This is a genomic window from Bordetella tumulicola, from assembly GCF_965138755.1.
In the GTDB taxonomy this organism is placed as follows: Bacteria; Pseudomonadota; Gammaproteobacteria; order Burkholderiales; family Burkholderiaceae_B; genus Bordetella_A; species Bordetella_A tumulicola.
Genome location: NZ_CBCSFP010000003.1, coordinates 261,350 through 279,854, shown reverse-complemented (window position 1 = coordinate 279,854; position 18,505 = coordinate 261,350). Strand labels below are relative to the sequence as shown.

The 18,505-nt window shown below is 64.6% G+C and carries 24 protein-coding genes and 1 pseudogene; all 25 read left to right on the top strand.

Annotation, left to right across the window (positions count from 1 at the left end; genetic code table 11):
- Positions 1–58 precede the first annotated feature (58 nt).
- Positions 59–509, top strand: a pseudogene (locus ACNAZS_RS26745) (hypothetical protein); the annotation flags it as partial.
- Between the two features lies 1 nt (position 510).
- Positions 511–1,870: DNA cytosine methyltransferase (locus ACNAZS_RS11605; protein WP_415789303.1), on the top strand; the 1,360-nt coding region annotated here is incomplete at its 5' end.
- A 242-nt stretch (positions 1,871–2,112) separates the two neighbouring features.
- Positions 2,113–2,670, top strand: a complete 558-nt coding sequence (locus ACNAZS_RS11600; RefSeq protein WP_009459715.1) for a hypothetical protein — start codon at positions 2,113–2,115, stop codon at positions 2,668–2,670.
- A gap of 331 nt (positions 2,671–3,001) precedes the next feature.
- On the top strand, positions 3,002–3,214 hold the full coding sequence (locus tag ACNAZS_RS11595) for a hypothetical protein (RefSeq protein ID WP_003290186.1): 213 nt from the start codon (positions 3,002–3,004) through the stop codon (positions 3,212–3,214).
- Between the two features lie 21 nt (positions 3,215–3,235).
- Positions 3,236–3,628, top strand: a complete 393-nt coding sequence (locus ACNAZS_RS11590) for a hypothetical protein (protein WP_009459709.1) — start codon at positions 3,236–3,238, stop codon at positions 3,626–3,628.
- 173 nt (positions 3,629–3,801) lie between these two features.
- On the top strand, positions 3,802–4,488 hold the full coding sequence (locus tag ACNAZS_RS11585) for a hypothetical protein (RefSeq protein WP_009459708.1): 687 nt from the start codon (positions 3,802–3,804) through the stop codon (positions 4,486–4,488).
- A gap of 80 nt (positions 4,489–4,568) precedes the next feature.
- On the top strand, positions 4,569–5,306 hold the full coding sequence (locus ACNAZS_RS11580; RefSeq protein WP_009459707.1) for a DUF5983 family protein: 738 nt from the start codon (positions 4,569–4,571) through the stop codon (positions 5,304–5,306).
- 97 nt (positions 5,307–5,403) lie between these two features.
- Positions 5,404–5,682 (top strand): hypothetical protein, encoded by a 279-nt coding sequence (locus tag ACNAZS_RS11575; RefSeq protein WP_009459701.1) that lies wholly within the window; start codon positions 5,404–5,406, stop codon positions 5,680–5,682.
- 288 nt (positions 5,683–5,970) lie between these two features.
- Complete coding sequence (locus ACNAZS_RS11570) at positions 5,971–6,783, top strand: hypothetical protein (protein ID WP_019726335.1); 813 nt, start codon at positions 5,971–5,973, stop codon at positions 6,781–6,783.
- 124 nt (positions 6,784–6,907) lie between these two features.
- Positions 6,908–7,261, top strand: a complete 354-nt coding sequence (locus ACNAZS_RS11565; protein WP_009459699.1) for a DUF3085 domain-containing protein — start codon at positions 6,908–6,910, stop codon at positions 7,259–7,261.
- 368 nt (positions 7,262–7,629) lie between these two features.
- Positions 7,630–8,547 carry a DUF3577 domain-containing protein gene (locus ACNAZS_RS11560; protein WP_009459698.1) on the top strand — a complete coding sequence of 306 codons (918 nt, stop codon included), beginning with the start codon at positions 7,630–7,632 and terminating at the stop codon, positions 8,545–8,547.
- Between the two features lie 57 nt (positions 8,548–8,604).
- The gene (locus ACNAZS_RS11555) at positions 8,605–9,294 is read left to right on the top strand and encodes a DUF3275 family protein (RefSeq protein ID WP_009459697.1); all 690 of its coding nucleotides are present in this window, start codon (positions 8,605–8,607) and stop codon (positions 9,292–9,294) included.
- Positions 9,295–9,388: 94 nt separating this feature from the next.
- A complete protein-coding gene (locus ACNAZS_RS11550) occupies positions 9,389–9,712 on the top strand; it encodes a hypothetical protein (RefSeq protein WP_009459695.1) in 324 nt (107 codons plus the stop codon).
- Positions 9,713–9,814: 102 nt separating this feature from the next.
- Positions 9,815–10,222, top strand: coding sequence for a hypothetical protein (locus tag ACNAZS_RS11545; RefSeq protein WP_009459693.1), 408 nt, complete (start codon positions 9,815–9,817; stop codon positions 10,220–10,222).
- Positions 10,223–10,238: 16 nt separating this feature from the next.
- Positions 10,239–10,499, top strand: coding sequence for a hypothetical protein (locus ACNAZS_RS11540; RefSeq protein ID WP_009459691.1), 261 nt, complete (start codon positions 10,239–10,241; stop codon positions 10,497–10,499).
- Between the two features lie 76 nt (positions 10,500–10,575).
- A complete protein-coding gene (locus ACNAZS_RS11535) occupies positions 10,576–11,223 on the top strand; it encodes a hypothetical protein (protein ID WP_019726336.1) in 648 nt (215 codons plus the stop codon).
- A 25-nt stretch (positions 11,224–11,248) separates the two neighbouring features.
- On the top strand, positions 11,249–12,397 hold the full coding sequence (locus ACNAZS_RS11530; protein WP_219805742.1) for a DUF6094 domain-containing protein: 1,149 nt from the start codon (positions 11,249–11,251) through the stop codon (positions 12,395–12,397).
- Between the two features lie 51 nt (positions 12,398–12,448).
- Positions 12,449–12,769 carry a hypothetical protein gene (locus ACNAZS_RS11525; protein WP_009459687.1) on the top strand — a complete coding sequence of 107 codons (321 nt, stop codon included), beginning with the start codon at positions 12,449–12,451 and terminating at the stop codon, positions 12,767–12,769.
- A gap of 90 nt (positions 12,770–12,859) precedes the next feature.
- The gene (locus ACNAZS_RS11520; protein WP_009459685.1) at positions 12,860–13,165 is read left to right on the top strand and encodes a hypothetical protein; all 306 of its coding nucleotides are present in this window, start codon (positions 12,860–12,862) and stop codon (positions 13,163–13,165) included.
- A 135-nt stretch (positions 13,166–13,300) separates the two neighbouring features.
- Positions 13,301–15,580: a helicase-related protein gene (locus tag ACNAZS_RS11515; RefSeq protein WP_019726337.1), complete on the top strand. Its 2,280-nt coding sequence runs from the start codon at positions 13,301–13,303 to the stop codon at positions 15,578–15,580.
- A 115-nt stretch (positions 15,581–15,695) separates the two neighbouring features.
- A complete protein-coding gene (locus ACNAZS_RS11510) occupies positions 15,696–15,902 on the top strand; it encodes a hypothetical protein (RefSeq protein WP_009459683.1) in 207 nt (68 codons plus the stop codon).
- Positions 15,903–16,049: 147 nt separating this feature from the next.
- Complete coding sequence (gene pilL2 / locus ACNAZS_RS11505) at positions 16,050–16,649, top strand: PFGI-1 class ICE element type IV pilus protein PilL2 (protein ID WP_009459682.1); 600 nt, start codon at positions 16,050–16,052, stop codon at positions 16,647–16,649.
- Positions 16,646–17,287, top strand: coding sequence for a hypothetical protein (locus tag ACNAZS_RS11500; RefSeq protein WP_009459681.1), 642 nt, complete (start codon positions 16,646–16,648; stop codon positions 17,285–17,287). Before pilL2 ends, ACNAZS_RS11500 begins: the two co-directional genes overlap by 4 nt.
- Before the next feature lie 14 nt (positions 17,288–17,301).
- Positions 17,302–18,027, top strand: a complete 726-nt coding sequence (locus ACNAZS_RS11495) for a TIGR03759 family integrating conjugative element protein (RefSeq protein ID WP_009459680.1) — start codon at positions 17,302–17,304, stop codon at positions 18,025–18,027.
- The coding region (locus ACNAZS_RS11490) for a transglycosylase SLT domain-containing protein (RefSeq protein ID WP_415789294.1) at positions 18,009–18,498 on the top strand (490 nt) is incomplete at its 3' end. The genes ACNAZS_RS11495 and ACNAZS_RS11490, both read left to right, overlap by 19 nt.
- Between the last annotated feature and the right edge of the window lie 7 nt (positions 18,499–18,505).

Here is an 18,505-nt window from a genome sequence, read left to right as displayed (position 1 = left end):
TCAGCGGTATTCGGTGCCGGTGCCCGCCGGCGCAAAAACGGGCTCCCTTTGTGCGCGGATGTGCGCCAGACGATGCCGGCGCGAACCACGACATGCGCCGGGTGTGATTGCTGATGAGCAGACGGTTCTAGCGACGACCGGGCCTGCACCAGCCCACGGGTGGTTCTGTCCTCCCGAGCCGAAGGCCGCAGGGCCTTCGGCGCCTTTCTCCTGCCTATCAACGTCCCGGCCCGCCCCGGGCCACACGAACAGGAGACCCGACATGAACCCGCAACCTTGCACCCTTCGCGGTGCGCCCCAGGCCGCGCCACTGCTGTACGGCAGCGTGTGCAGCGGCATCGAGGCCGTGAGCCTCGCATGGCAACCCCTCGGCCTCAAAGCCGCGTGGTTCGCCGAGATCGAGCCGTTCCCGAGCGCCGTGCTCGCCCACCGTTACCCCCATGTGCCCAACCTGGGCGACATGACCGCGATCGCCCGTCAGGTGCGCGCCGGCATCGTGCCGGCGCCCGNCATCCTGGTCGGCGGCACGCCGTGCCAGTCGTTCAGCGTTGCCGGCGCGCGCCAGGGGCTGAACGACCCGCGCGGCGCCTTGACCCTTGCCTATGTGGAGCTTGCAAATGCCATCGACCAAACCCGCCACCAAGACCGCCGCCCGCCGGCAACGCTCGTCTGGGAAAACGTCCCCGGCGTCCTCAACGACCGCAGCAATGCCTTCGGGCATTTCCTGGGAGCACTGGCCGGAGAAAGCCGTGCGCTCCAGCCGCCAGGGGAAAAATGGGCGCACGCTGGTTGTGTGTCTGGACCCCGCCGCCGCATCGCCTGGCGCGTGCTCGACGCTCAATATTTCGGTGTCGCCCAACGCCGCAAGCGCGTGTTTCTTGTGGCATGTGGTGGTGATGACCTCGATCCCTCCGAAGTACTTTTTGAGCGCACAGGCCTGCGCGGGGATTCTTCTGCGGGCCGCGCGCCGTGGCAAGAAGCTGCCCGCGCTGCTGGATCGGGTGCTGCTGCAGCAGGCGGATACGCAGGATTCGCTGGACTGAACCAGCCCTACGGCAAGGTCACGACGACGTTCGGATTCAGCGGCGGCATCGGCCCCGTCGATGTTGCGGCATGCCTGATGGCCGCGGGTCCCAAGCACGACATCCGCACCGAGACGTTCATGGTGCAGTCCATCGCCGGCAGCATCGCCCACACCCTCGACACCGCCAACAACGGCAAGGGCAGCAGCGAGGACGGTACGGGAAAGGGCGTGCCGATCATCGCCTTCACCGCCCAGGGCAGCGGCGCGGACGCCACGATCGACCTGACGCCGACGCTGCGTGCCGGCGGGCATCGCAACAGCCATGCGAACGCAGGCGTCGTACCCGCCATCGCCTTCGCGCAGAACAACCGCGGCGAAGTGCGCTTCGAGTCGGGGCATGGACAGGTGTCTTGCACCGTCCTGTCCAACGGCAAGCCGGGCTACGGTGTGCCGATGGTGGCCTGCGTTGCCCTGCGGGGACGGACGCAGGGTCTTGCCGCCGAACTGGGCGGAAGCGTTGCAGCGGCGTTGCGTACCAGCGGCGGCGGCGCAGACAAGCCCCATGTCCTGGCCCCCGACTTCGAGGCACATTTCCGCTACGACTGGAATGAATCCGGTGCAGCGGACTGGTCGCAATGGCGGGTGCGGCGGCTGATGCCCATGGAGTGCGAGCGGCTGCAGGGCATGCCCGACGACTACACGCTGATCCCGTATCGCGGCAAGCCTGCCGCAGACGCTCCGCGCTACAAGGCGATTGGCAACTCCATGGCCGTCCCGTGCATGGCTTGGCTGGGCAACCGGCTGGTGCAGTGCCTGCACAAGACGGACTTGACCGATTCGGATTGATCGACGACGCAGCCTGCCGGCCGCGCCATTCTCTCCCTGCATTGCCGATGTATCGGCAGCAGCCCGCAGCCAGGGTGTCAAGGCTGCCGTGGGTTCCGCCCACGCCACCCACCAGTTCGCTTCGGCATCTCACCGGCGAACGCTGCCCACCGGGGCATCGATGCCTCCTTTCTCCAACCCACGGGATGGTCGCCACGTCCCGTTAGGGGCATGTCGCCACCCGGTCGATTTCAGGATCTCCCATGGAAACCATCACCAAGCAAGACCGCATCACGCTGAAGAACCTCAAGGTGGCCGACTTCGCCAGCGAGGAAACGCTGTGCTTCACCGCGACCATCGTGTTCGACGGCATTCCCATCGCCGAGGCCCGCAACGACGGCCACGGCGGCTCGACGTTCCTCCACGCACTCAACGGCAAGGCGGCGCTGCTGGCGCAGGCCGAAGCCTTCGCCAAGGGCCTGCCGCCTGCGCCGCTCGACCTGGGCCACGAGGGTGAAGACCCTCATTACATCGCCATGACGCTCGACTTCCTGGTCGATGAGCTGGCCGATGCCATGCACGCGGAACGCAAGGTGCGAGCCGCGTTCAACCGCGACATCGGCAACAAGGTGCTGTTCATCAAGGACCGCAAACTGCTGTTCATCAAGGGCATCAAGCTCAAGGCCATCGCCGACCGCAAGTCGTACTTCGCTTCGCTGCGCGCCCGGCAGGCCCAGCCCATCGTCATCCTCGCCGAGCTGCCGCCCGAGCAGGCATTCGACCTGTGGAAGCAGCATGTCCTGGGCGACAAGCCCGACTGACCCAGCACCACCGCACCCTCCTGACAGCCCCGCACTCGACGCGGGGCTTTTCTTTTCTCTGAGCCCATCAATCGGGGCTGTGCCGGATGCGGTTTTCCAACTGACGCAGCACGGCCCTCGCAAGAAGCTGCCCGCATGTTCGCTGATTCGTCAGCACATGCCAGCAGCCAGGGTTCCAGGCTGCCGCGGGTCTCTCCCGCGTCACCCACCAGTCCGCATCGCATCAATTCTGCGGATGAGCGTCCCCGTGACGCTGATGCTTTTTATCAACCGCGTGCGGGAGCTGCCATCCCGTGAGGGACAAGGCCCCGCTTTTCCAAGGAGCCCGTCCATGTCCCAGCAAGCCTCTTTCGGCCAGTTGGCCCTGACCTACTGCGGCAAGTTCCTGCCGCTCGAAGTCTTGCAAAGCGCCGCCGGCCACTACATCGGCACGCGCGATACCGAAGGTCCCGTTTCGCGGGAATCCCGCGAGTACTTCCGCAGCTATGCCGCGGCTCAACGCGCCCTCGAAAGAGGCGGCTGGTCCCAGCTCGCCATTCCCTGATCCAACTGGAGAAATCACATCATGAACCAGCTACTGCCGCGGGAAGTCGTCGATCAGATCATGCGGGAAGAGCAGCATTTCGCTGCCGCGCCCCAAGCCTTCTTCGAGGCCTGGAAGCGCGGTGTCGAGATTGCTGGTCCCGAGTGGTTCGGCGACGGCACCCGTGAAGGCCTGAACCGGGCCAACACCAAGTGGGATTTGCGTCCCGACATGCTGCGGCTCAACGATGCCCTCGGCGTCCTGAGCAGCGGCGAACGCATGTTCCTGTCCGCCATGGTCAGCTTCTACAACGCGCGCGAGGGCGGTGCCATGCTCAAGCGCTGCCACTTCCACGGGCTGTCGGACTTCGACGGTCTCGATCTGGAACGCCGCAAGGTCATCGCCGACCTGCTGGTGAACTACAGCGGTTGGTGAGTCGGTCTCCGGCACGCCACTGTCTTCTCGATCCTCCCGTGAGGGACATGCGCTCATAAGGCCATGTCCCTCAATTTTTCTTCCCCATCGCCCGGCGCCAACGGCCCTGGGCTATTCCCTGCGGATGCCATCGTCCGCAGGGGCTGGCTCCGCTCTTCTCGAAAGGAGCCAGCATGGCAAACAACTACTACGAAGGCACGGGCGTTCTCGTGCTCGACCGCGTTACTCCCGTCATCAAGGCACTGTTCGATGCCTTCGCGCTCGACGAAAACCATCCCGGCAATGGGCAGGCCTACATCGCCCAGATCGCCGAGACCAATGATCCACGCTGGACAGATGTGCTGGACGGTCTGGAAAACCTGGCCACACAACTCGGAATCCCCATGCCCGACGACGAAGAGTTGTCGATTCCGCCTCTGCTTGAACGGCTGGCCGCGCACTTCGGTGCTGACCAGGACGGGGAGCTGGAGAACCTGATAGAGCACCACCACTTCGAGGACAGCGCGGACCTGGAAGCCCTGCTTCTGATCGCTACCCGCTTCGATGATGGCCATAACCTGACCGCCATACAGTTTGAGGGCTGCTGGTATTGCAGCAAGCCAAGGCTATTCGAGTTCGGCGGCAACGGCTGCTACCTGAGCCGCGAGGTCCAGGTCTTCAGAACGTCCTCGCAGGCGCTTCAACTCGGCGATCAACTGCGCAACACCATCCTGGCCGCCGACATCGAAGAGGCCTCAGCGTTGATCGCGCTGGAGGCCGCCAACCTGCTTGCCGGCATCACCGATGAGCAATTTCGCCTAAATGTGCGCCATCGCATCGCCGAACGGCTGGCTCAGACGTCAACGATCAGCGCCGACTGACGCATTTTCCACTTTCAACCCACCGGGTCCAATTCCCGGTGGCGGGGATTGGCTCCATTATTCAAATCTGGAGAGTTCCCATGTCCCTGAAACCCAATCCCTTTCTCCGCGGATACTGGAATCTGAAAATCGTCCGCACGCTGTGCATCAGCTACGAGGATGGAAGCCCGCATGTCTGGCGAATCATCCACCCGAGCCAAAAGCACCTTTCCGACGAGGAAATGATTTCATCCTCGTGCATCGTCACCAGCGATTTCGCCGTAGTCAGGAATGGTCCCGAACCCGTGAGTGCCGAGGTACTGGCCGAATGCGATGCCGGAGAAGGTGTCAGCGGCGAAGGCGTAATCGGCGCCGTGGTCTATGCCATCCATGGCGATGACTTCGACGGCCGCCCCATCCACGTCGGCGACGCCTATTCGGCAGAGGCAGCGCGGGAGGTCGTACAGCGCCTGAGTTTCGAGACCGGCTATTACAGCCGGTGCTGGGAAATCAGCAGCGCGCACATAAGCGAGGAAACCAGCCAATACCTCGCCAACCTGGCAGACCTCGCCACGCCGGAGGCCTTCCTGTTCATCGCGTTCCGGGTTCCGTACAGCCCGGCGATCGGCATCAAGCTGATCTCCACCCCCTGGACGGACAAGAACCTGGACCACGCCGAGGGCATCAGTGCGGAGCAGCTTCGCCAGGAGCACCGAAGCAAGGGTATGCCGGATGACCTGGCGAACGTCATTGAACTGGCTGGCCAGGCCGATGTGCGCATCCTGATTCTCGACGCCGACGCACCCGTGCTGTTGGGCCTGCCGTTGGCCGAATCCTAGCAGCCGCTCGACGCAACATCCTTCCTCTTTGTTCTCCCCCATACCGGCCCGTCTCCCTCCCGGAACCGGGCTGATCCATTTTCATAGGAGCAACCTCATGTTCCCCGACCTCATCTCGCGCACGCCAGACTTCGAGCACCAGCTCGGCGCCTGCGTCAATGCCATGGGCCAGGACGACGCCATCGGCCAGATCCTGGTATTCGAGCGCATGAGCGGCACGCTGCACATGCGCCATATCGCCAGCGCCGACCTGGTGGACACCGACATTGACGACTACGAAATGGTCGTCTTCGACGGTGGCAACACCAGCGGCGATACATGGAAGCATGTCTTCTTCCCACGTCAGCGCGAGCACTACTTCGTGTACGAAGCCTGACCCAACCAAGCCCCTTTCGAGGGGCTTTTTCTTGTCCGCAGCGCAGGAAAGCGGGTGCGACGCTGTGCGATTTCTTGCGGGCAGGCCGCCCATTCCAGAGCCATCCTTGCTCCATGTTCGTCGGCGTTGCCGACACATGCCCTGGCAGCCGAGACCTTCAAGGCTGCAAGTGCGGGAAACCGTGCTGGTCGTTTCTTCCTATGGACGTACCCCGTCCGTTCACGCCACCCACAAGGGACCTCTCCCTTGCGGGCGGGGAATCCCTTGTTCTTCCTCAAGGAGATTCCCATGGACCGTTCCCTCATCAAATCCATGATGCCTTCGCTTGTCGCGGGCCATATGCCTCGCAACGTGCGTTCGTTCAAATACCGCGTATTCGATGATCAGCCGCAGTCCTCGACGTTGGGCTTCGCCATCGACCCTCAGCCCTTCAACGGCAAGGTGGTCTCCGCGACCGACGATGCCATCGTCGTCAAGCTCAAGCCTTCCGAGTTCGCCGTGCTCGATCCCAACCTGGTGACCACCGTTCCCAGCGAGGGCGCCAAGGTCCATGTCCAACCCTACGCCCGGCGACGTTTCGACGGGCTGCGCGCGGACACCCCGGAAGTCGTCACCGAGAAGACTTCGGATGGCACGCCTTACACCATCACGAGGCATATCCTTGGCAAAGCACCCGCCAAGCTGCCAATTCCCGAGCCGCAGTGCATGGAGCTGGGCCAACTCATCGAGCAGTTGGAGGAGATGCCCGCGCCCGACGGGTTCCGGTGCATCACCCACATGCTGGTCGATGCAGGTGCCCGCGACTTCGCCTGGGTCGATCCCAAGCCCTCCAAGATCATCGAGACCCCGCCGGCGATCAGCTTCACGGTCTCAACCACCAAGTTCGAGGGTCAGGTGACGATCCTCTACGACCGTGGCGGCGACACCTACGTGGTGGAGCTGCACCGCGACGGTGAGTTGATCGATAGGCACGACGAGGTGTATTTCGACATGCTCGGTGAAGTGCTGGAGCGGCTCATCGACGACGGGCGCTGGCGCCTGATCGGCGTGAGCGTGATCGACGCCAAAGCCTCTCGTCAACGTCAGGCGGTTCCAGCCTGACGCGCCAGACAGGAAGCCTAGCGGCACGACTGATCAGTCCACAGCCTACCGGCGACTGCCCCACAAGCCTTCCATCCGTTTCGGTGGAGGGCTTTTTTCTTCATCCATACAGGAGATTTCAACCATGTCACTGCGATTCAGAGGCTCCGACCTGCGCCCCGTGCTTGCCGAGGCCATCGCCAACCAATGCCGCGTCGCCCTGGCCAAGGACCAGGGCGTGTACTTCCTCGCCGAGCGCGGAGAGCGCCGCCCCGATGGCCGCGTGAAGCTGCTGGCCTATGCCGTCGGCTGCAACCCGGATACCGACCCGTTCGATGACTGGTGGGAACTGGCACGCGCCGAGCTTGGCGGCGACGATTTCGGCGAGTTCTTCGACCCGAAAGACAGCGTTTTCACTCGCATTCTGCAAAGCTCAGATGATCTGGAGCTGTCCGCCACCGCTACGTATCTGTCACTGGCGGCGGTGGAATCGGCGTAGTCCAAAAATGTCCGCATACCCCTTGAAGCCCCCATTTCGGGGGCTTTCTTTTGGGCGGAACTGGGCAGCCTGGAAAAAATGGGAAGCGCCCGGATGCCGATTGATTGCTGTCGCGCGCGCGAGGCCCGGCCATGCTGACCCCATGCCTGCTGACGTTGTCAGCGACATGCCAGGCAACCATCGGTCTTCGAGGTTGCGTCGCAGTTCCCACTGCGTGACCGAGCCAGCTCGCACCGCATCCATCCGCGAGCGGCCACCAGTCTCTGGTGGCGGATGCTTTCGCCTTATCGACCCACCGCGGGGTTACGCACCTTTCCCCGCATGCGTGGGGCTGGTGTGTCTCCGCTTCTTCCCTATGGAGATTCACCATGAACACCACGTCCAACGAGAAATCGTATTTCGACCTCCACACCTCGGGCATCGGCTACATCCAGCGTGTCCGTGAAGTGCCTGTCCGGGGCGGCCGCCGTGCGCAGCCTTTCCTGGCATGCACCGTTGCCGCGCTGGTCGGCCCCGCCAGGGACCCCAGCTACCGCTACTTCGACGTCAAGGTCTCGGGTGCCGAGGCCAAGAACCTCGTCCAGCGCTACATCGGCGTTGACGATCCCAAGCAGCGCCCGCTGGTGCGCTTCCGCCTCGGCGACCTGTGGGGCGATGCGTACATCCGCGACAAGGGCGAGCGCAAGGGTGAAGCCGCCGCGTCCCTCAAGGCGCGACTGCTCAAGGCCGAGCCGCTTGACCGGGCCGAACTGGCTTCCATCAAGCAGCACGAGCTGATCACCCGCGGCATCGGCTACCTCAGCCGTCCGAAGGACGTCACCCCCAAGGATGGCGATCCGTTCCTGTCGTGCTGCGTCGCGGCTCTGGCCGGGCCTGTCGGTGAACCGGACTATCGGTACTTCGACACCATCGTCGCCACCCCTGAAGCCGAGCACCTGGTTCGCCGGTGCGTGCAGGCCATCGAAGGGGACCGCAAGGTGCTGATCGCCTTCAAGTTGAACGACATGAAGATCGATCCGTACATCCGCACCAAGGGTGAGCGCGCCGGGGAGCCGGGAGCGAGCCTGGAATCGACGCTGATCCACATCGGTCTGATCAAGATCGACGGCACCCAGGTCTATCCGACGAGCCAGGCGCAAGCCGAGGCGCCGCAGGCCGAGGACGCACCCGCGCCCGAAGCCGAGGATGCCGCCGACACCGCTGCCGACCAGCCTATCGAGTCCGCCGAGCGCGAGCCCGCAGGTGAAGTCGAAGAGCAGGAGCCGGCATTGGCTGCTTCGTTCTGATCCGGCATGGCCCCTCACGGGGCCTTGCCTTTTTCCTATTCCTCAAGGAGAAGCATCATGGCAGTCACATCGGCACCCGAGAAATCGGCCACGCCCATCATCGTCCCGGGCCAGCTCGCGCTGCGCACCATTCACGGCCGCAACGGAAAGTTCAACGTTGGCAAGCTCGAATGCCAACTCGGCAAGTTCACGATTAAAGACGCGGAGTTGGAGCAATACCCCGAGGGCAAGTACCAAGGGGAATTCGTTCTTCGCTACATCTTCCTCAAAGGCTATCCGATCAGCGACGGCAGCATGCGTTTCGAGATGCGCGCCAACCTGGACGGTATGACACTTTTCGGCATCGACAAGCTGAGCAAGGCCGAAGCACATAGCTTTGCTCCGCAGGAAGTCGATCCGCTCGATGAAGAGCAAGGGACACAGCCTGCGACAACGCCGGCCAAGCCCGCCAAGGCATCCAGGTCCGCCAAACCTGCACCCGTGCAGACGTCCGCGGACCCGCTGGTCGATACCACGCCCTTCGGCGTGGACGCGCCGCCTGCTGCGGCTGCTGCCCCCGGCAGCACCGAGGATGGCGACGCCGCGCTGTTCGGCCTGTTGTGGCCGCTGGGCGAGTCTGTGAAGCTGGATTCGACCATCGACCGCCGCACCCTGCGCGCGCAGATCGCCCGCCTGGGCGAACTGGGCTACGCGCTGGACTTCAAGACGCAGGAGTGGAGCCGCCAGGCCGAACTGCAACCTGCGTGATTGCAGACACCGCATCCGCGGTGTTCTTCATCCACCCGCCGGGGTTCCTTCCCCATGCGGGGGTGGCCTCGGCTTTCTTCTGGAGGTCTCCATCATGTCCATCATCACTTGCGATACACCCCGTTCCGCGCTGGACGAAACCGCGTGGCGCGCCGTTTGCAAGACGGCCGCCGAGCATGCCCAACGTGGTTGCGGCCTGTCCTGGGATCACTGGGTCACGCTTTTCAGCTCGGAGATCGACGCGCAAGCCAGTCGATTGCCGGAAAGCCAGCGCGTTCATGCGCTGGAAATCGCGACCCAGGAATGGGACTACGCAACACCCGCCGAACGGCAGGAAACCCAGGACTGGCTCGCTGAAAACGGCTGCTGTTCGCATGGGATCACGCTGGGTTGCTGCCCGGCCGGTTGCGGTTCCTAGCCCGCACTGCATTCCATCGCCGCACACGCGGCATTCCATCACCCGCTGGGGGTTCTTCCCCACGGGGAGGCCTCTGGCTCTACATTCTTCAGGAGGCCTCTCATGGGCTGGTATTTCTCTCCCCAATCGCGGTCTGAACTGATCGCGGAACTGATCGCACCGCAGGAGACCGAGCGCGCCAGCGTGAAGGTCATCGCCCACACGCTGCGCGGCAACGTCCTCTGGTCCGTCGCGGAAGTGACGGCCAGGGCCGAAGGCGTGCATCGTGATCTCGCACCGGGCCAGTCCCTGCGCTACATCCGCTGCGATCTTCTGGAGCGCAGCGGCAGCCAATGGGGCTACAAGCCCTTGGACGAGTCCATGCACCCGTACTACTACTCGTGCCCGTTGAGCTACCTCGACATGACGCCGGAGCAGTCCGCCGACTGGCGTGCAGGCGTTCGCGCCTACCACGCGCGGCGGCGCACCCCCACGGCATCCACGGCACCCGCCGCGGCGCTGTTGGCCTGAGTCAGGAGGAACCGACATGGACCCGATCCTGGCTGCGCTCCCCGCCTCACTGTTGAAACTCGTTGAAGGCAGTTTGTCCAACGACGAAGTGTCTTCCGACGAGGAAATGCAGGAGTACTTCATCAGCAACGGCCTTACCGAGGAACAGGCGCGGCAGGCGCTGACCTACCGCGACCAGTACCTCAACAACATCTACCTGGACGGCTTCACGCCGATCACCGCGGTGGACGAGGCGCTTCACTTCAACCCGCACACCCGGCAGTTCGAGCCGGACTGAGCGATTTTCTTCCACCCCCTGGGGCAGTACTTGCCCCGGCGGGCGGTGCTGTTCCCGTTCATCCGAGGACACCACCATGCCCGCAAACACTTCTTCCACGCTGTACCGCATCGACGAATGCCCGGACGTGATGGCCGACGCCTGCGTCGGCGATGACCAGGGCAACCTGATCTTCCTGTCCATCTGGGCGCGCGACACCGCCGTCCAGCAGTTCCTCGCTCGCCTGACCCTCGGGCGCGACGAGCAAGGACTGGACCAGTTCCACGTCATCACCGACCAGGGCGGCAGCGTCCCGGTGTTCGTCGGCAACGTCGATCGCCTGGAAAAGCGCATGACCCGCGCCTACCGGCGAACGCTGTTCGGTTCGCTGTCCAACGTGTGGCTGTTCGACCGGCGTTGCGTGAAGCCCGACAAGGCCAACGCCAGCGCGCTGGCATTGCTGCCACGCGACAGCTCCCACCGGCTTGACCGCCTGTGGATGCTGGTGCGGGACACCTGCCCGTTGCCGCTGCTCGACCACTGGCGCGAGACCGTGCTGGAACTGCTGCAAACCCGCGAGATGCTGGCCCGCCTTCCGTTCGCCCTCGGGCCGTTGGAAGGCCATCGGCTCGCCATCGACGTGCCGGCGCTGACCCTGGCGCTGGGTTCCCTGATCCGAAGTGACGTACTCACCGCCTATCCGTATCCGGCCAAGATTTGGACGCCGGAAGCGGTAGCGGCTTGACCCACCTGCGGAGGCACGCCTTGGCGTGCTTCCGCCATTCCTCCCCGCCAACCAGGAGACTTCCATGGCCCTCATGTTCCCGCGGCTTGCCCGCAATTTCGCCAAGAACGGTTACTACCCGACCGACGAACCCACGCTCGAAAGAGCCCTCAACGCACTGATGCCCAGCGACGGGCCGATGTGCATCCTCGATCCCTGCGCCGGCGAAGGCGTGGCGATCGCCGAAGCCGCCCATGCCCTCGGGCGCGAGCAGGCCAAGGCGTTCGCCGTCGAGTTCGACCCGGAGCGGGCACGTCATGCCCGCGGCCTGGTCGATCACTGCCTGCACGCGGACCTGATGGACACGATGGTCTCCAAGCAATCCTTCGGGTTGCTCTGGCTCAACCCGCCGTATGGCGACCTGTCCAAGGACGTCAACGGCAACATCGGCTACCAAGGCCAGGGCCGTGCCCGCCTCGAAAAGCTGTTCTATCAGCGTTCGCTGTCGCTGTTGCAGTACGGCGGCGTGCTGGTCTTCATCGTCCCCGGCTACGTGCTCGACGCGGAGTTGGTCGGTTGGCTGACACGCCACTACACGGACCTGCGCATCTACCGAGCGGTGGAAACGCAATTCAAGCAGGTGGTGATCTTCGGCCGAAGGGTGCGACAGCGTGAACAGGCTCCCGATGGCGTCAAGGCCGTGCGCAATCTGCTGCTGCAGGTTGGGCTTGGCGAAGTCGAAGCCGAGGAGCTGCCGAGCGATTGGCCGTTCCTGCCGTACATCGTCCCCGCCAGTCCGGCCGAGCCGGAGCATTTCTTCCGCGTGACGATGGAGCCCGAGCAGTTCGCCGACGAGGTTGGCAGGCTGCAAGGCCTCTGGCCGTCGCTGGACACGCACCTGGGGGCCGCGCAGCAGTCGCTGCGTCCACCGGCGCGGGCTTTGTCCCACTGGCATCTCGCCCTGGCTCTGGCCGCGGGCGCGATCTCGGGGGTTGTGCGCTCCAAGACCGGGCGCGTGCTCGTCGTCAAAGGTGACACCCACAAGGACAAGACGCTCCAGCGTGAATTCACCGAACGCGAAGACGGCTCGATCGCCGAGACCCGCATCCTCACCGACAAGTTTGTGCCCGTCATCCGCGCGTGGGACATGACGCCTGGCTCCGCGACACGGGGCGAGGTGTTGACCATCCGCTGACTCACCGGACGCGCTGCCGTCCTGCTATTCCCACATCGAAGGAGAAACACCATGTTCGCAAACCCGTTCAAGCGGCCCGCGCCGCAGAAGCAACCGTTGTTCGCACCGGGTACGCTGAAGTTGAGCGAGAAGGTGCATTGGTTGGCACGCAAAGGCCTGATCGACCCCTTGGCCTATGTCCAGCGCCACGTGCGCGGTGACTGGGGCGAGATCGACGAGGCCACCCGCCAAGCCAACAACGTCGCAATCCAACAGGACAACCTAATGATCTCGCAGTTCAGGATCACGCCGGACCTGGCACTGATCGTCAAGACCAGCGAGGACCATGAAACCACGGTGGTCCAGCTATCCGAGGAGCAAGATCTGATTTGACGGCCCCACATCGTCATTCTCATCCACCTGACGGAGCCACTTCACTCCGCCAGGGGTGTCGTGGCTCAATAACCTTTCAAGGAGGAGCCCATGGCATCACATCGCATCGAAACCTACTGCCAGAGGCTGGCGTTCCCCATCGGGGCGCTTATCTTCAGCAAAGGCATTGACCGCCTGGTCCGCTCGGGTCGCCTCGACCCGATCCCGTACTTCAGGCGCCACACCCGTGGTGACTGGGGCGACGTCAACGTCCAGCAATGGCAGGCCAACAGCACCGCGCTTCAATCAGGTGCTTCGCTGGCATCGCACTACGTGATCCACCCGGGGCTGGCCATTCGCATCGTTACCGACGCGGAGCGCCGCGCCACCGTCATCGTTCTGCCGTCCGAGGACTGAGCACGGTTCACCCGCTGGCCATCCAGGCCAGCACCTTCAACCACCTTCGGCCACGCGCCGATTTACTTCCCACCACGGGGCATGCCACTGCCCCACTGGGGGTGGTGCATGCCCCATTTTCTTTGGAGCATCACCATGTCCCTCGATCTCGAAACCAATGCCGCTGAAGCCGCGCCCGTACAGGGCGAACTGCTCGATGCGGAATCTTCCCCTCTGACCCTGAGCCTTCAGGATTTCGTCGGCGAGTTCGGCGACGAACTGCTCGACGCCCTCAACAGCGCTAATCCGCCGGTCTATACCGGCCAACCGCAGGCACATCGCCAGCTCATCGTCGCCAGCCTCAAGCGCAAGCTGTTCCAGGCCCAGGCCGAAGTCGTCCATGCCGCCGCCGAGCTGCTGATTGACCGTGGCGAACATGCCGCGATCGTCAATGGCGAAATGGGCTGCGGCAAGACGACCGTCGGCATCGCCACGGCCGCCGTGCTCAACGCCGAAGGCTACCGCCGCACCTTGGTTCTTTCGCCGCCGCACCTTGTTTACAAGTGGCGGCGCGAGATCCAGGAGACGGTAGCAGGCGCCAAGGTGTGGGTGCTCAACGGCCCCGATACCTTGGTCAAGCTCATCAAGCTACGCGAGCAGTTGGGCGTGCAGCCCACGGGCCAGGAGTTCTTTGTCCTGGGGCGCGTCAGGATGCGGATGGGGTTCCACTGGAAGCCTGTCTTCACTCAGCGGCGTACCCGCCACGGCAACGTGGCAGCGTGCCCGGACTGCGGCACGGTCATCACCGATCTCGACGGCGAGCCGGTCAACCCGGTCGAACTCGAAGCCGAGGAATCCCGCAGGAAGTGCAGCCACTGCGCCGCCCCCCTGTGGACGCTGATCCGCCCGAGAAGCCTGTCCGGCAGCGATCAGTCCTCGGCCGTCCTCAAAGCCTTGAAGCGCATCCCGACCATCGGGGAAGTCACCGCGCAGAAGCTGATGCAGAAGTTCGGCGACGGCTTCCTGGCCTCGATGCTCGGCGACAACATCCATGAGTTCATCAACCTCATGGACGGCAACGGCGAACTGGTGTTCTCCGACCGTCAGGCCACGCGCATGGAACGCGCGATGGCCAACATGGAGTTCGGGTTTGGCGAGGGCGGCTATCAGCCGTCCGAGTTCATCAAGAGATACCTGCCGCAAGGCACGTTCGACCTGCTCATCGCCGACGAGGCACACGAGTACAAGAACGGCGGCAGTGCCCAGGGCCAAGCCATGGGCGTGCTGGCGGCGAAGGCTCGCAAAACCTTGCTGCTGACCGGCACGTTGATGGGCGGCTACGGGGACGACCTGTTCTACCTGCTGTTCCGAGCCCTTCCCGGGCGGATGATCGAAGACGGCTACCGCCCGACCACGAGCGGCAGCATGACCTCGGCCGCGATGGCGTTCATGCGCGATCACGGGGTCTTGAAGGACATCTACTCCGAGAGCGCCGGCACGGCGCACAAGACGGCCAAGGGCACCAAGGTATCGGTGCGCACGGTCAAAGCCCCGGGCTTCGGCCCCAAGGGCGTCTTGCGCTGCATCCTGCCGTTCACGATCTTCCTCAAGCTCAAGGACATCGGCGGCAACGTCCTGCCGCCGTATGACGAAGAGTTCCGCGAAGTCGCGATGGACACGGCGCAAGCCGCGGCCTACCGCGATCTGGCGGGCCGGCTGACCGCGGAGCTGAAACAGGCTCTGGCGCGACGCGATACGACTCTGCTGGGTGTGGTCCTCAACGTGCTGCTGGCCTGGCCGGATTGCTGCTTCCGGTCGGAAACCGTGGTGCATCCGCGCACGCGCAACACCTTGGCGTTCGTCCCGGCTCAGTTCAACGAGTTCGAGATCAGCCCCAAGGAGCGTGAGCTGATCGATATCTGCAAACAGGAGAAGGCGCAGGGCCGCAAGGTCCTCGCCTACACGGTCTATACCGGCACGCGCGACACCACGTCGCGCCTGAAGGTACTGCTGGAGCAGGAAGGTTTCAAGGTGGCGGTGCTGCGCGCGAGCGTGGATGCAAGCCGCCGCGAGGACTGGATTGCCGAGCAACTGGATCGTGGCATCGACGTGCTCATCACCAACCCCGAGTTGGTCAAGACGGGATTGGACCTGTTGGATTTCCCGACAATCGTGTTCATGCAGTCGGGCTACAACGTGTACTCGCTCCAGCAGGCGGCCCGCCGCTCCTGGCGCATCGGGCAGAAGCACCCCGTGCGCGTGATCTATCTCGGCTACGCCGGTTCCTCGCAGATGACATGCCTCGAACTGATGGCCAAGAAGATCATGGTCTCGCAGTCCACCTCGGGCGATGTACCCGAATCGGGGCTGGATGTCCTGAACCAGGATGGTGATTCCGTCGAGGTCGCACTGGCCCGGCAACTGGTCGCCGCCTGATTCCCACGCCACAAGCCGGCCTAGCGCCGCCGGCATTTCTGTTGTTCCCACCTTGCAGCCACGCCCACGTTCTCCGTGGACGTGGCTGCGCTTTTTTCATCCCAAGGAGATTTCCATGAATACCAACACCCAACCGTCCGAAGCCATCGACACCCAACGGAAGCTGGAAGCCGAGATTGCGGATTTCCTGCGGCAGCGCATCGAAGATGGGAACCTCGATGCGGAGGACATCCCTGTGCGCCTGGCACGCTATGGTCTGATGGCCCCCGAGGCGTTCCTCGCCGAAATGCGTGAGCGCATGGGCATCGACGACGAGAAATAAGAGACCCATTTTCACAGGCCCCAACTTGGGGCCTTTCTTTGGTGAAGGCGCTGCCGGCAAATCGGGCGCTGTCTGGTTCGCATTGTTTGCTGCCGCTCGTAGCCCGAGCGGCGATGGTGAGGGCTCGATGTTTCAGGACGCCGAGCTATGTGCCCCTCTCCACCCTGGTTTCACCATCCCGAACGCCGCCTGCTGGCGGGATTTTTCGGCCTGCTTTGGTCGGTGCTGGCCGGTGGCTGCGCGACGACGACTGCGCCGGTCGCGCCCGACACCATCGAGGAAGTCTCGGCCGCGCCCGAACCCGAAGCGCCCGAGTACATCCCGGTCGTGCGCTACGCCCGCTACACGCTGGTCGAACTGGCCCCTACAGCGGCGCAGCGCGACCTGCTGTTGCAGACCATCGACGTGTCGATGCCCGAGGATGCCCGCGCCACGGTCGGCGATGGGCTGCGGCATGTGCTCAAGCGCAGCGGCTACAGCCTGTGCCAAACGGCGCATGCCGTGATCGAGCTGTATGAGCTGCCGCTCCCGGCGGCGCACCTGCATCTCGGTCCCATGACCTTGCGCGATGCGCTGCTCACCCTGGCTGGTCCGGCCTGGGAACTGCACGCGGATGACCGCGCACGACAGATTTGCTTCGAGCGGCCCGGCGACAGCGTGGCCGCCGAACCCATGCCCGAACCGACCGCCGCCGATGCGGTGCAGACCTTCCCGCTGATGCCTTCCACTCCAGGAGGCCAGCCGTGAACGCTCCGCAATCTTCGCGTCGCCCGACCGCCGCCGTGGTGGTGCAAAGCATGCTCTGGCTCTGGCTGCTCGGTCTAAGCGTCATCGTGGCCCTCGGCTACCAGGCGATGAGCGACCAGGCCGACCAGGAACGGCTCGATTCCCGTCTGCAACGCCTCGAAGCGCAGGCGGTGGCCCTGGCCGAGGCCATCGAGACCATCCAGCAGCGTCCGGCCGTCGCAACGGCGGCGGACCTCAAAGACACCCGCCAAATCCTGGAAGCACGCGCTTCCCAGGTTGAGAAAACACTGAGCGGCTACGCAGCCGCCGACGACCTTCAGGCGCTGCGCGCGGAGATCGAGCAGATCAAGACGCGCCAGACCGCCGCGCGTGCAGCAGCCCCCGTCCAGCCGCGCACATCGAGCAAGCCCGCCGCCAAGTCTGAACCGCCGCCATTGCCGTTCCGCATCGTCGGCGCCGAACTGCGCGCCGGCCAGCGCAGCGTGTCCGTCGCGCCGAGCAGTGGGGACTTCACGCCCGACCAGCTTCAGGTGCTGCTGCCCGGTGATGCGGTCGGCCCATGGCGCTTGCAGGCAATCGATGGCAGCGCCGCGGTGTTCCAAGCCGGCGACCAGACCCGTCGCGTGGCGATTCCCTGATCGGAGCACACCACATGAAGCCGTCGATCATCCTTTCCGCACTCCTACTGGCTTCAGTCCAGTGGCCCGCGTGGGCGCAGCAGTCAGCCACGGCTCCCGCTCGCAATGCGCAGAGCCAGGAGCGCCCGCTGGCCGCCCGCGTCCTGGACGACCGAGTAGCAAGCAACTGGGGCCTCCAACCCCAGGAATGGGTGCGTTACCGCGAGCTGATGGATGGGCCGCTGGGAATCTACTCGCCCAACCTGGACCCGCTGTCTGCCCTAGGCATCGAGGCACGGACCGACGAAGAACGGCGGCGCTATGCAGAGCTGCAGGTGCAAATCGAAGCACGCCGCGTCGAGAAGTTGCTCGCCTACCAACGCGCCTACGACGAAGCCTGGCAGCGCCTGAACCCCGGCATGCAGCGCGTGAACCTGCCCGACGACGGGCCGGGCGCCGGCACCGCGCGCGGCAGCGGCCGAATGGCGGTGTTCGTCAAGGACGGCTGCGCGGCCTGTGGGCAGCTCGTGCAGCGCCTGCAATCCTCGGGTGCCGAGTTCGACCTGTATATGGTGGGCAGCCGCCAGGACGATGCACGCATCCGCGACTGGGCCAAGCGCGCGCAGATCGACCCGGCGCGCGTGCGCAGCGGCAGCATTACCCTCAACCACGACGGCGGCCGCTGGCTGTCGCTGGGCCTGCCCGGTGACTTGCCCGCGGCTGTGCGCGAGGTGAACGGCCAATGGCAGCGTCAGCCGTAGCGGCCACCTCCGTCTCGCAGCTCCTGCGCGCACTGGTGCTTGCTACCGGCCTGTGCGCCTGCGCCGTCCATGCCCAGGAGGTTCCACCACCGGCCTACCAACTCGCCGCACAGCGGGCGGGCATCCCCTCGACCGTGCTCTTCGCCGTGGCCTTGCAGGAGAGCGGTGTTCGGCGCAACGGGCGCATCGTCCCGTGGCCGTGGTCCCTCAATGTCGCCGGCCAGTCGCGCCGCTTCGCCACGCGCGCCGACGCCTGCTCGGGCTTGCAACAGGCAATGCGCGCCACGCCCCACACGCGCATCGATGCAGGCCTGGGCCAGATCAACCTCGGTTACCACAAGCACCGCTTCACCAGCGCGTGCGACCTGCTGGACCCCTATCGCAACCTCGCCATCGCCGCTGAGATCCTGAAGGAGCAGCACACGTCCGGCGAAGACTGGCTGTTGGCGATCGGCCGCTACCACCGTCCTGNGGGNGG